Consider the following 12,086-nt stretch of genomic DNA (forward strand, 5'->3'; position numbering starts at 1 on the left):
TGAACCTCTCCGCCGGGCGCGGCGGCGCGTCAAGCGATTCTGACCCTTTCGTGCGAGGCGGAAATGTTCATGGCTTCACGATACTTCGCCACGGTGCGTCGCGCTACTGGAATTCCCGACGATTTGAGCAGGTCAGCCAGCTTGGCGTCAGAAAGCGGCTTGCGCGGGTTCTCGTCGTCGATCAGGCGCCGGATCATCGCCTGGATGGCCGTGCTGGACGCCTCGCCACCGCCCTCGGTATCGATGCCCGAGGCGAAGAAGGCGCGCAGCGGCAGGGTGCCGCGCGGGGTACGCACGTGCTTGCGGGCGATCGCGCGCGAGACCGTGGATTCGTGCAGGCCGAGCTCGGTGGCGATCTCGCGCAGGGTCAGTGGACGCAGCGCCTGCTCGCCGAATTCGAGGAAGCCGGCCTGCTGCAGGATCAGGCTGCGTACCACCCGCAGCAGGGTTTCGCCACGCTGCTGCAGCCCTTTCAGCAGCCAGCGCGCTTCCTGCAGCTGGGCACGCAGGTAGCCGGCATCGGCGTCGCCACAACGTCGGATCAGCTGTTCGTAGCCGCGGTGGATCACCACCTTCGGCCCGGCATGCGCGGCCAGCGCTGCGCGCCATACGCCGTTCTGCCGCCACACCACCACATCCGGCACCACGTAGGTGTCCTGCGACAGCGGTGCGATCTGCGTGCCCGGGCGCGGGTCCAGCGAGCGCAGCAGGGTGACTGCGGTCTCGACCTCGTCCAAGGGCTGTTTCAGTTCATGGGCCAGCCCGGCGACGCCGCTGCGCGGCAGCCGTTCCAGCGGGCCTGCGGCAATCTGTCGCGCCAGCACCAGGCCGGGCGTGTCACCGGCCAGCACATCCAGCTGCAGCAGCAGGCATTCGCCCAGCGTGCGTGCAGCCACACCGACCGGATCGAAACGCTGGATGCGATGCAGCACGGCGAGGATCTCGTCCTCGTCGGCGTGGATCGCCGGCAACAGGGTTTCGGCGATGGTGGCCAGCGGCTCGCGCAGGTAACCGTCGTCGTCCAGCGCATCGATCAGTGCGGCACCGATACTGCGATCACGCGAGGACAGATGCGACAGATGCAGCTGCCACAGCAGATGGTCGGCCAGTGTTTCGGTTTCGGCTACGCGCTCGGCGGCGCTGCCGGTGTCGTCGTCATCGTCGAAGCTGCCGCCGCTGCCGGCCGCGCTCCAGTCCAGTTCGGCCGGTGCCCAGTCGTCACCGGCATCGGTACGTTCTGCCGGGGCGTCACCGTCGTTGCCATCGCTGCCTTCGTTGCTGGCGCTGCTGCTGTCACTGCTGTCGGCCCAGTCCAGCAGCGGATTGCTTTCCACCGCCTGGGCGATCTCCAGCTCCAGCTCGGTGGTGGACATCTGCAGCAGCTTGATCGCCTGCTGCAACTGGGGCGTGAGCACCAGTTGCTGTCCCAACGATGTCTGCAGCCGAGTCTTCATGCCTGTGCCGAAAGGAAGGAGAGGAACCCGGCGACTGCTTCACAGCTTGAAGGAATCCCCGAGGTAGACGCGACGTACATCGGCGTTGTCCAGGATCGCTTCCGGCGAGCCCTGGGCCAGCACGCTGCCCTCGGCGAGAATATACGCGCGGTCGCAGATACCCAAGGTCTCGCGCACGTTGTGGTCGGTGATCAGCACGCCGATGCCACGCTGCTTGAGATGGGTGACGATGCGCTGGATCTCGCCGACGGAAATCGGGTCGACGCCGGCGAACGGTTCGTCGAGCAGGATCAGGCGCGGCTGCGCGGCCAAGGCACGGGCGATCTCGCAGCGGCGACGTTCGCCACCGGACAGGCTGGCGCCGAGCTGGTCGGCGACGTGGCCCAGCTGCAGTTCGTCGAGCAGGCTGTTCAATTCACGCTCGCGGCCAGCCGAATCCAGGTCTTCGCGCAGCTCCAGTACCAGGCGGAGGTTGTCGGCCACGGTCAGCTTGCGGAACACCGACGGCTCCTGCGGCAGGTAACCCACGCCCTGCTTGGCCCGGGTATACATCGGGTCGCCGGTGATGTCCTTGCCGTCGAGCACGATGCTGCCAGCATCGGCGGCAACCAGGCCGACGATCATGTAGAAGCAGGTGGTCTTGCCGGCGCCGTTGGGGCCGAGCAGGCCGACCACTTCACCGGCGTCGAGGGTCAGCCCGAAGTCCTTGACGACTTCGCGTTGCTTGTACTTCTTGCGCAGGCCCTTGGCGACGAGCATTACTTCCTGCTCCCGGCCGGCTGTGCCGGCGTGGTGGCCTTGGGCTGTGCCGCAGGTGCGGCCGGGGTCTTGTTCTTCGGCGGGATGACAGTGCGCACGCGGCTGCCGTCGCCACCGGAGTTCATTTCGCCGGTGCGGGTGTTGTAGACCATGCGTTGGCCGGCATTGGTGCCGCGCGCGCTGGTGACCTTGTAGTTGCCGGTCAGGGTGATGATCTCGGTCTTGATGTCGTAGTCGATGCGGTCGGCCAGCGCGTCCATCCAGGTGCCATCATCGAGCTGCTGCTTCATCTTGGCCTGCTTGCCGGTGAACACCGCACGTACGGGCTCGCCGTCCTTGAGGTAGATCTCGGCCTCGGACGAGCGCAGGTCCAGCGTGCCCTGGGTGATGATCACGCCCTGCGACAGCACGGTCTTGCCGTCGCCGGTGAGCGTGCCCGACTGGGCGCCGGAATCGATGTGCATGTCTTCGTTGCGGTCGGTGGACTTGGCGAAGGCGGCGCTGGGGACAAGAAGACCAAGCGCGAGTACGGCGGCAAAGGGAATCTTCATCGGGGTCCGTTCTACCGGTGGGGGCCTCCCGGGTGGACCGGGGGCGGGCGGGTGGGGCTGCCGGCCTTGCGCCTGTCCGGAGACGTCGCAGGCTGGCGGCGGAATCAGCGTTTGGGCGTGTAGCGGCCCTTGGACTGGCTGAGGAAATGATACGTGTTGTTCTTCGAATCCACTTCGAAGCCGACACCGGACTGTTCCATGCCCGGGCGGGTCATGGTCACCAGGGCGTCGGTGCGGGCGCGGTTTTCCTTCGGGAACACGTCCAGATGGTCGGTGCGGAAGGTGGTCGGCACCGTGCCCGGGCCGACCGGGCTGTCGCCGGCGACGTTGCCGCGCAGCTTCATCTCGTCGCCCTTGGCGCTGAGCCAGCCGGTTTCGGCACGCAGGGTCCAGTGCCTGCCATCCTTGTCCGGCATCTCGAACAACGGCGTGGCGATGTTGATGGTCTGGTCACCGCGCTGGCGTTCCAGCAACGGTGCGCGCAGCGTGGTCGATTCCTTGCCGTGCTCATCCAGGGCGACGATCTGGAAGTCGTGCAGGATGTAATCCACGCCCACTTCCTGGCCGCCACTGGCTGGCCCCTTGTCGCGGTTGCGCAGCGCCGCCCAGCTGCTCAGCAGGGCGGCCAGCAGCAGGCCGATGCCGAGCAGGGTGCGCCAGTTCACGGTCGGCAGGTTCATGCTCCGAACCTCGCCAGTACGGCGTCCACATGCCCCTGCGCGGCCAGCAGGATGTCGCACAGCTCGCGCGCGGCGCCACGCCCGCCATCGGCACGGGTCTGCCAGTGCACGCGCTCGGCGATCCACGGATGGGCGTTGGCCGGCGCCACCGCCAGGCCGACCGCGCCCAGCGGCGCCAGGTCCGGCAGGTCATCGCCCATGAAGGCCACCTGTTCCAGGCCGATGCCATGCTGCGCGCACAGCGCCTGCACGCTGGCCAGCTTGTCGCCTACGGCGATCTGGGTATCGATGCCGAGGTCGGCGCCGCGCTTGAGCGCGGACTGGCTGTTGCGCGCGGTGATCAGCACGGGATGGATGCCGTGCTGCTGCAGCAGTTTCAGGCCCAGGCCATCCTGCACGAAGTACGCCTTGCTCTCGTTGCCGTCCTTGTCGTAGTACAGCCGACCGTCGGTGAGGGTGCCGTCCACGTCGAAGCAGGCCAGGCGGATACGGGCCGCGGCGGCATGCAGGTGGGCGGGGAAGGCGGGCAGGGGGGACCAGGGCATCAGGGCGGCAGGCTCGTTGGGGGCGGGTGCGGCGTTACAGACTGAATGGGGTCTATGGACTGTCGGTTAAACCACCCGGGCCCGCAACAGGTCATGAATGTTCAGGGCACCGACTGCGCGGCCCTGGCCATCGACCACGATCAGGCCGGTGATCTTGTGGGTCTCCATCAGCCGGGCCGCCTCGACGGCCAGCTGGTCGGCGCCGATGGTGCGCGGGTTGCGCGTCATCACATCGGCGATCTTGGCGGTGCGCACGTCCAGCGCACTGTCCAGCGCGCGGCGCAGGTCGCCGTCGGTGAACAGGCCGATCAGCACGCCGTCGGCATCGACCACGGCGGTCATGCCCAGCCGTTTGCGGCTCATCTCCATCAGCGCTTCACTGAGACTGGCGTCGGCGCCCACGCTGGGCAGGTCGTCGCCGGTGTGCATCACGTCGGTGATATGCAGCAGCAGGCGGCGGCCGAGGCTGCCGGCCGGGTGTGAACGGGCGAAATCGTCGGCGGTGAAGCCGCGTGCGTCGAGCAGGGCCACGGCCAGCGCATCACCCATCGCCAGCGAGGCGGTGGTGCTGGAGGTCGGCGCCAGCGCCAGCGGGCAGGCCTCGGCCGGAACGCTCACGTCCAGATGGATGTCGGCGGCGGTGGCCAGGCTGGACTGCGGGCGGCCGGTCATGGAAATCAGCACGTTGCCCTGGCGCTTGAGCACCGGCAGCAGCATCAGCACCTCGTCCGATTCGCCCGAATAGGACAGGGCCAGCACCACATCGTCCTCGGTGATCATGCCCAGGTCGCCGTGGCCGGCTTCGCCCGGGTGCACATAGAAGGCGGGTGTGCCGGTCGAGGCCAGGGTGGCGGCGATCTTGCGGGCGATGTGGCCGGACTTGCCCATGCCGGTCGCAACCACGCGCCCACGGCTGGCCAGGATCGCCTGGCAGGCCTGCTGGAAGGCCTCGCCGAGGCGGTCGGCCACGGCATCCAGCGCCTGCCGCTCGATCTCGAACACGCGGCGGCCGCTGGCGACCAGGCCGGCAGGGTCGACGGAACGGGGGGGCAACAGGGATTCGGCCATGCGGACGCCACGCAGCGGAAGTAGAATGGAGGCACATTTTATTAGGAAAGCCCGTTGGACGCCGACACCATCCGCAATCTGATCGAAACCGGCCTGCCCGGCGCCCGCGCCGACGTGCAGGGCGACGATGGCGTGCATTTCGAAGCGACCGTGGTCTGCGAGGCCTTCGCCGGCAAGATGCTGCTGGCTCGCCACCGCATGGTGTATGCCACGCTGGGCGACCTGATGGGCGGCGCGATCCACGCGCTGGCGCTGAAAACCGTGACCCCGGCCGAAGCCGGCTGAACCGCAGAAGATCCCGAATACATGGCCAAGATCGTTGTGACCGGCGGCGCTGCGCTGCACGGTGAAGTGAGCATCTCCGGCGCCAAGAACGCCGTCCTCCCCATTCTCTGCGCGACCCTGCTGGCCGATGCGCCGGTGGAGATCACCAACGTGCCGCACCTGCACGACGTGGTCACCACGGTGAAGCTGCTGGGCGAGCTGGGCGCCAAGGTCACCATCGACCAGGGCACGCTGTCGCGCGGCAGTGCGATCGTGGTCGACCCGCGTTCGGTCAACCAGCACGTGGCACCGTACGAGCTGGTCAAGACCATGCGCGCCTCGATCCTGGTGCTGGGCCCGCTGCTGGCCCGCTTCGGCGCGGCCGAAGTATCGCTGCCGGGCGGCTGCGCGATCGGTTCGCGTCCGGTCGACCAGCACATCAAGGGCCTGCAGGCGCTGGGTGCCGAGATCGTGGTCGAGAACGGCTTCATCAAGGCCACCGCCAAGCGGCTGAAGGGGGGGCACTTCACCTTCGACATGGTCAGCGTCACCGGCACCGAGAACGTGCTGATGGGCGCGGTGCTGGCCGAAGGCACCACCATCCTCGACAACTGCGCGATGGAACCGGAAGTGACCGATCTGGCGCACTGCCTGATCGCGCTGGGCGCGAAGATCGAAGGCCTGGGCACTGCCCGGCTGGTGATCGAAGGCGTCGAGCGCCTGTCCGGCGGCCGCCATGAAGTGCTGCCCGACCGTATCGAGACCGGCACCTTCCTGGTGGCCGCAGCGATGACCGGTGGCAAGGTCACGGTCAACCGTGCGCGCCCGAACACCATGGACGCGGTGCTGTCCAAGCTGGTCGAAGCCGGTGCGAAGATCGAGACCACCGACGACAGCATCACCCTGGACATGCAGGGCAAGCGGCCGAAGGCGGTCAACCTGACCACCGCGCCGTACCCGGCGTTCCCGACCGACATGCAGGCGCAGTTCATGGCGCTCAACTGCGTGGCCGACGGCGTGGGTGTGATCAACGAAACGATCTTCGAGAACCGTTTCATGCACGTCAACGAACTGCTGCGCCTGGGCGCGGATATCCAGGTCGAAGGGCATACCGCCATCGTGCGTGGCAACGAGCACCTGAGCGGCGCGCCGGTGATGGCCACCGACCTGCGCGCCTCGGCCTCGCTGATCCTGGCCGGCCTGATGGCCAGCGGCGAGACCACCATCGACCGCATCTACCACCTTGATCGTGGCTACGAGAACATCGAAGAGAAGCTGTCTTCGCTCGGTGCCACCATCCGGCGCGTGCCATGATCCTGCGCGGCAAGTTCAGCCCGCGTCGCAAGGCGCTGCTGGCGCTGGTGCTGATCGTGCTGGCGTGGCTGGGCTATGCCTGGTACGCCAACATCGCCATCACCCAGGGCATCGAGCAGAAGGACATGGACTGGAACGGCGATGGCACGGTCTCGCGTGATGAAATCATCGAGTCGTTCTATGCGGTCGCAGTGAACGACAGCCAGGACGGCAACCGTCATTGCCGCACCTTCGTCTGGCGCAGCACCGGTGAGCAGATCCGCGTGGACTGCCGGACCGAGTTCAAGCCGGCCGAGGAACAGAAACCGGCTGAAGCGAAGAAATAAGAAAACGCCCGCGAAAGCGGGCGTTTTCTTTTCGGTAGTGCCGGCCGCTGGCCGGCAACCCCATCAACCTCGTGGAGCATCGCGAGAATGCCGGGCAGTGGCCGGCACTACCGGTTCGCGCGTCAGTTCATCGCCTTGATGGTCAGGTCCAGCGCATCGCGGCCGCTCTCACGCTGCAGCATGCGCGCCGGTACCGGGAATTCCGGCACGATCCAGGCGATCAGCTCCTTGTTGCCGTCGGCGCGCGAGACCTTGGTGGCCTCGTAGCTCTTGCCGCCCACGGTGATCGATTCCTTGCCGATCACACGGTACGTCATGTTCTTGATGCGGCCTTCGTCGACCATGCGATAGGTCAGCGGCTTGCCCGCCGCCAGGTCACGGGCGATCGCCAGGTTGATCAGCAGCGCATCCATGTCACCGGCTTTCAGCGCAATCGGGCCAGCGCGATCCGGCTTGATGTCACCGGTCCAGGTGGCCTGGTTGCTGGTCCAGTTGTAGTTGGCCTGCACGTTGCGCTTCTTCACCAGCAGCGCCGAACGGTCCTGGCTGCTGAGCGGGCGCAGCTGGCCACGCACTTCCTCGAACACCGTGCTCTGGCTGAGGTCGGCCAGCTGGTTCTTCACCTGCAGGCTGTAGCGCCACTTGTTGCTGCCTTCGCTGGCCAGGGTCATGGTGCCGTTGGCCTGCATGCCCATGTAGCTGGCCAGGTAATCGGCCTTGAACGGTTCCAGCGCCATGGCCGGCAGGCTGGCCACGGTCAGGGCAGCGGCTGCGATCCAGGTGAGGGGGCGGGTCAGGGTATTCATGCTCAGACTCCTTGGTATTCGATCAGGCGCAGATCGACGCGGTCTTCGCCGTCTTCGCGTTGCAGGATGCGCACCGGGGTGGGGACACCGTTGGCGATCCAGAGAATGGTTTCGTTTCTGCCACCGTTGGTCCGGTAGACCCGCAGTGCGTTGTAGGACAGGTCGCCGACCTCGACGTTCTCGGTCTGCGGCGCGGCCTGGTAGTCGTGTTCGCGGACCTTGCCCATGTCCACGTAGCGGTAATGCATGGAGGCGCCTGGACGCGCATCGCGCATGATCGCCAGGTTGATCAGCAGCGCGCTCTGGTCGCCTGCCTGCAGCGGGATCGGTTGCGCGCGTTCCTTCTTGACGTCACCGGTCCATTGCGCGGTGCCGGCCTGCCAGTTGTAGGTGCCGACCGCCTTCTTGCCCAGGAACAGGCCCTTGCGCACCGTGCTCTGGCTGAGCGGCGCATACACGCCGCTGCGCTCCTCGAACACCGTGCTCTGTTCGATGTTCAGGCCCAGCACGCTGGCAAAGCCGCGGCGGCCGACCACCTGCATGTCCACCCGCCACTGGCTGCCGCCGGTGTGGGTGACCTGCATGCTGGCATCGCCCGCTTCCTTGCCCTTGTAGAAGGCCTGGTAGGTGGCGCTGAACGGTTGCAGCGGCGGTGGCTCCCAGGCCAGTGCCGGTGGCATCGGTACGGCCGGCGCATCGGCTGGCGGCTGCGCTGCGGGCACGGGTGCCGGCGGGGTGGCGGGCGCCTGTGCCTGGCCCCAGCCCACGCCGGGGAACACGGCAAGCGACAACAGCAATGGAGTGGACAGCAGGGTCGTGGTCTTCATGGAGGACAGGGACCGCAGGAGGGGGCAGGATGCCAGCCCCGCAGTCAGCGGGGCGTGTGCATGGGGACTACCGGTTCAGGTTCCCGGCGGAATCTAGGGCCAACGGGCTAAACAGGGGGTGACCGTCCAGTTGCGGCTGGCCCTCCCGTTCAGCCAGGCGGCCGGCGCACAACAGCTGCAGGGTGGCGATCAGCAGCGGATGCTCCACCGCCAGCACGCGCGCGGCCAGGCTGTCGGCGTCATCGCCGGGCAGCACCGGCACCCGCACCTGCGCCAGCACGGCGCCCGCATCCAGCTCGGGCACGACCAGATGCACGCTGGCACCGTGCTCGGCGTCGCCCGCCTGCAGCGCCCGTGCGTGGGTGTCCAGGCCCTTGTGCAGCGGCAGCAGCGATGGATGGATGTTGACCAGCCGGCCATTGAAGCGCTGTACGAAGGCCGCGCCGAGGATGCGCATGTAGCCGGCGCAGACAATCCAGTCCGGTTGTACTGCGGCCAGCGCATCGCCGAGCGCCTGCTCGTAGCTGGCGCGGTCGCTGAAGGACTTCGGTGCATGCGCCCAGCGCAGGTTCGGTGCGACGCGCTGCAGGGCCTCTGCGGCGGGGCGGTCGGAAAACACGCCGACCACCTCGGCGGGCAGTCGGCCGTCGGCAATGGCATCGAGGATGGCCTGCAGGTTGCTGCCGCGGCCGGAGGCGAGCACGGCAATGCGGGTGGTCGCGGTCACTGCTGGGCGCTCCGGCGGATCAGCGGCCAGATCAGCAGGCTGCCGAGGGTGGCCATCAGCATGTCGGCGTGCGCGTCCCACATGTCGCCCTGCTGCCCGTTGTAGGCCTCGGCAGCATCCGGTGACAGCGCCAGCGCGATGGCCCACTCGAACCATTCGTAGACCAGGCTGGCACACATCACCGTCATCACCGCCAGGGTGAAGGCCTGGCCCAGGCGCAGCGCCGGCCACGCATGACGGGCAAGCTGCAGCAGCGCAGGAGTGAAGCAGACGCCGAACAGGAAGTGGATGAGGCGATCGAAATGGTTGCGCTGCCAGCCGAAGGCCGCATTCGGCGACCAGCCGCTCAGCGTCTGCGCCCAGGCGTCGTAGGGCACGTTGGAATACAGCCAGCGCGCGGCCACGCAGTGCAGGGCGATGAAGCCGCAGATCGCGATGAAGGCGCCGTTGCCCAGCCAGCCGCCGCGACGGTCGACCCACAGCAGCGCGGCCAGCCCGATCACGGTCAGGGTGCTGTGCAGGGCCTGTTCGGTAGGCCACAGCGGGTGGACCCAGCTGATTGCGAACACCGCCAGCACGGCGGCAAAGGCCAGCTTCTTGGGGCCCGAGAAACGGTGGGTGGTGGGCGAAGCGGACGTCGGGAGGGCAGGCGCGGACATGGGAAATCGATCAGGAAAGGACGGGGCGTCTGCCGGCAGGTTCAGACACTGAGGTGGTCGCCACGGTCGAACAGCGCGGCCATGTCAGGTTTGGACAGGAACACCCAGGCATAGGCGGCCAAGGCCATGCCCAGCGGGCCGGCCAGTACGCCCAGCCAGGCCGCGCGCCGGCACCAGGCCAGCCCGGTGCGATGTGACAGCTGGCGCGCGGTATACAACTGCACGAACCCCAGCACGGCCGCCAGCACGGCGATGGACGCATAGACCGTGGTCAGCATCCAGGCATCGTCCAGCCCGCGCGAGTGGGCCACCCATCCGCTGAGGCCAAGAAACGCCACTGTGGCGAACCAATGGAAGCCGGCCAACGCGTAGAACAGCACTTTCAGCGTCTGCAGGTGGCTGGTCAGCTGCAGCTGCGCCAGGGTCTGATGCGGCAGCGGCGGCGGATTGCCGGAGGCGGTCATGCGGGCGTGGCGGGAATGTCGAAGGCGGCCTTCACCTGCGGGCGCAGCAGGGTGATCAGGCTGAATACCCCCAGCACCGTGCCGATGGGGGTGAACAGGCAGGCCAGGCCGGCCGCGATCAGGCACAGCAGGTAGCGGCGTCTCTGGGCCAGGCAGCGGCCGGCATAGGCGACGAACGCGCCCAGGCTGACGCCACCGAATACGGCGACGCAACCGATGAGGGTGAACATCCAGCCGAACAGGCGCTGTTCGGCCGGCGACGACGGCTGGCCGCCGGAATTCATCGGCAGGTTGCCGGTGAGCGCGGTGATGCCCAGCACGATGTGGATGATGAAGATCAGCGAGAACAGCACGATCAGGCCGCCGACCACGTAGTGCGCGATGGCCAGCATGCGCAGGTGGTCGGCATCCTGCGCGTTGAACACCGGTACCGTCGCCAGCGGCGGCGGCACGGGGGCGGGCGACAAGGGGGGCGTTGCGTCCATGCGGGCTCCTGGGTTGTCGGGATCAGGCGATGTGGACGCGCTCGGCGCCTTCGGCGGTGACCACCTGGCCGATGGTCCAGTGCTCCAGGCCCTGCGCCTTGACCGCATCGGATACCGCGGCCACCTGGTCCGGCGCCACGATCAGCACGAAGCCGATACCGCAGTTGAAGGTGCGCCACATCTCGCTGTCGGCGACCGCGCCTTCCTTCTGCAGCCACTGGAACACCGGCGGCAGGGTCCAGGACGAGGCCTGGATGTCCAGGCCGAGGCCGTCGGGCACCACGCGGATGATGTTCTCGGTCAGGCCGCCACCGGTGATGTGGGCCATGCCGTGAATGGCCTCGCCGTGTGACTTCAGCAGCGACAGGATCGGCTTGACGTACAGGCGGGTCGGCGCCATCAGCGCATCGACCAGCTTCACGCCGCCTTCCAGCTCCAGCTCGGCCGGGCGGCCGGCGCGGTCGTAGATGCGGCGCACCAGCGAGTAGCCGTTGGAATGCGGGCCGGACGAAGCGATGCCGATCAGCACGTCGCCGGCAGCCACGCTGGCGCCATCCTTCAGCTCGCTCTTCTCGACCGCGGCGACGGTGAAGCCGGCCAGGTCGTACTCGCCCGGGGCATACATGTCGGGCATTTCAGCGGTTTCGCCGCCGATCAGCGCGCAGCCGGCCTCGGTGCAGCCGTTGGCGATGCCGCCCACGACCGCCGCGGCGGTGTCGATGTCCAGCTTGCCGGTGGCGAAGTAGTCCAGGAAGAACAGCGGTTCGGCACCCTGCACCAGCACGTCGTTCACGCACATGGCGACCAGATCGATGCCGATCGTATCGTGGCGGTTCAGCTGGTGGGCCAGCTTCAGCTTGGTGCCCACGCCGTCGGTGCCCGACACCAGCACCGGCTCGCGGTACTTGTTGGACAGGTCGAACAGGGCGCCGAAGCCGCCCAGGCCGCCCATCACTTCCGGGCGGAAGCTGCGCTTGACCAGGGGCTTGATCCGCTCGACCAGTTCGTTGCCGGCGTCGATGTCGACACCCGCGTCACGGTAGGTGAGGGGGGAGGGGGCGGAAGACGGGGTGTTGGTCACGGGCGTCGGCGCTGGCAGGGGTTGAACGGGCGATTTTAACAGGCCGCATTGGCGCAAAGGCCGTATTCGGGCAACA

16 protein-coding genes are annotated in these 12,086 nt (G+C 67.6%); 3 read left to right on the plus strand and 13 right to left on the minus strand.

Features of this window, described 5'->3' with window-relative positions:
• Positions 1–29: 29 nt before the first annotated feature.
• The 6 genes from ACZK5G_RS05385 to ACZK5G_RS05410 form a co-directional block, all read right to left on the minus strand.
• Positions 30–1,454, minus strand: a complete 1,425-nt coding sequence (locus tag ACZK5G_RS05385; protein ID WP_253144174.1) for an RNA polymerase factor sigma-54 — start codon at positions 1,452–1,454, stop codon at positions 30–32.
• 39 nt (positions 1,455–1,493) lie between these two features.
• A complete protein-coding gene (lptB, locus tag ACZK5G_RS05390; RefSeq protein ID WP_032130193.1) occupies positions 1,494–2,213 on the minus strand; it encodes an LPS export ABC transporter ATP-binding protein in 720 nt (239 codons plus the stop codon).
• A complete protein-coding gene (lptA, locus tag ACZK5G_RS05395; RefSeq protein ID WP_032130194.1) occupies positions 2,213–2,764 on the minus strand; it encodes a lipopolysaccharide transport periplasmic protein LptA in 552 nt (183 codons plus the stop codon). Before lptA ends, lptB begins: the two co-directional genes overlap by 1 nt.
• A gap of 104 nt (positions 2,765–2,868) precedes the next feature.
• Entirely contained in the window at positions 2,869–3,444 is a 576-nt protein-coding gene (gene lptC, locus ACZK5G_RS05400; RefSeq protein WP_049462883.1) for an LPS export ABC transporter periplasmic protein LptC, read from the minus strand.
• Positions 3,441–3,989, minus strand: coding sequence for a KdsC family phosphatase (locus ACZK5G_RS05405; protein WP_049398160.1), 549 nt, complete (start codon positions 3,987–3,989; stop codon positions 3,441–3,443). Before ACZK5G_RS05405 ends, lptC begins: the two co-directional genes overlap by 4 nt.
• Positions 3,990–4,055: 66 nt before the next feature.
• Complete coding sequence (locus ACZK5G_RS05410; RefSeq protein ID WP_110711422.1) at positions 4,056–5,057, minus strand: KpsF/GutQ family sugar-phosphate isomerase; 1,002 nt, start codon at positions 5,055–5,057, stop codon at positions 4,056–4,058.
• A 54-nt stretch (positions 5,058–5,111) separates the two neighbouring features.
• On the opposite strand from ACZK5G_RS05410, the gene ACZK5G_RS05415 reads away from it, so the two are divergent.
• The 3 genes from ACZK5G_RS05415 to ACZK5G_RS05425 are packed head-to-tail and all read left to right on the plus strand — an operon-like array spanning position 5,112 to position 6,961.
• Positions 5,112–5,342, plus strand: a complete 231-nt coding sequence (locus ACZK5G_RS05415) for a BolA family protein (protein WP_478465558.1) — start codon at positions 5,112–5,114, stop codon at positions 5,340–5,342.
• A 21-nt stretch (positions 5,343–5,363) separates the two neighbouring features.
• Entirely contained in the window at positions 5,364–6,635 is a 1,272-nt protein-coding gene (gene murA / locus ACZK5G_RS05420; RefSeq protein WP_032130369.1) for a UDP-N-acetylglucosamine 1-carboxyvinyltransferase, read from the plus strand.
• A complete protein-coding gene (locus ACZK5G_RS05425; protein WP_032130368.1) occupies positions 6,632–6,961 on the plus strand; it encodes a hypothetical protein in 330 nt (109 codons plus the stop codon). The genes murA and ACZK5G_RS05425 overlap by 4 nt, the downstream gene beginning before the upstream one ends.
• 122 nt (positions 6,962–7,083) lie before the next feature.
• Here the strand turns inward: ACZK5G_RS05425 and ACZK5G_RS05430 are convergent, their stop codons facing one another.
• From ACZK5G_RS05430 to purM, 7 genes are all read right to left on the minus strand, one after another.
• Positions 7,084–7,767, minus strand: a complete 684-nt coding sequence (locus tag ACZK5G_RS05430) for a DUF3108 domain-containing protein (protein WP_010483632.1) — start codon at positions 7,765–7,767, stop codon at positions 7,084–7,086.
• A gap of 2 nt (positions 7,768–7,769) precedes the next feature.
• A complete protein-coding gene (locus ACZK5G_RS05435; protein ID WP_049462886.1) occupies positions 7,770–8,594 on the minus strand; it encodes a DUF3108 domain-containing protein in 825 nt (274 codons plus the stop codon).
• 67 nt (positions 8,595–8,661) lie between these two features.
• A complete protein-coding gene (purN, locus tag ACZK5G_RS05440; protein WP_049398165.1) occupies positions 8,662–9,321 on the minus strand; it encodes a phosphoribosylglycinamide formyltransferase in 660 nt (219 codons plus the stop codon).
• Positions 9,318–9,980 (minus strand): DUF2238 domain-containing protein, encoded by a 663-nt coding sequence (locus ACZK5G_RS05445; protein ID WP_049398166.1) that lies wholly within the window; start codon positions 9,978–9,980, stop codon positions 9,318–9,320. Before ACZK5G_RS05445 ends, purN begins: the two co-directional genes overlap by 4 nt.
• A gap of 41 nt (positions 9,981–10,021) precedes the next feature.
• Entirely contained in the window at positions 10,022–10,444 is a 423-nt protein-coding gene (locus ACZK5G_RS05450) for a hypothetical protein (RefSeq protein WP_032130364.1), read from the minus strand.
• A complete protein-coding gene (locus tag ACZK5G_RS05455; RefSeq protein ID WP_478465559.1) occupies positions 10,441–10,929 on the minus strand; it encodes a hypothetical protein in 489 nt (162 codons plus the stop codon). The genes ACZK5G_RS05450 and ACZK5G_RS05455 overlap by 4 nt, the downstream gene beginning before the upstream one ends.
• 22 nt (positions 10,930–10,951) lie before the next feature.
• Positions 10,952–12,010 carry a phosphoribosylformylglycinamidine cyclo-ligase gene (gene purM / locus ACZK5G_RS05460; RefSeq protein ID WP_478465560.1) on the minus strand — a complete coding sequence of 353 codons (1,059 nt, stop codon included), beginning with the start codon at positions 12,008–12,010 and terminating at the stop codon, positions 10,952–10,954.
• Between the last annotated feature and the right edge of the window lie 76 nt (positions 12,011–12,086).

It is taken from the genome of Stenotrophomonas sp. 62841_Sma (genome assembly GCF_056482945.1).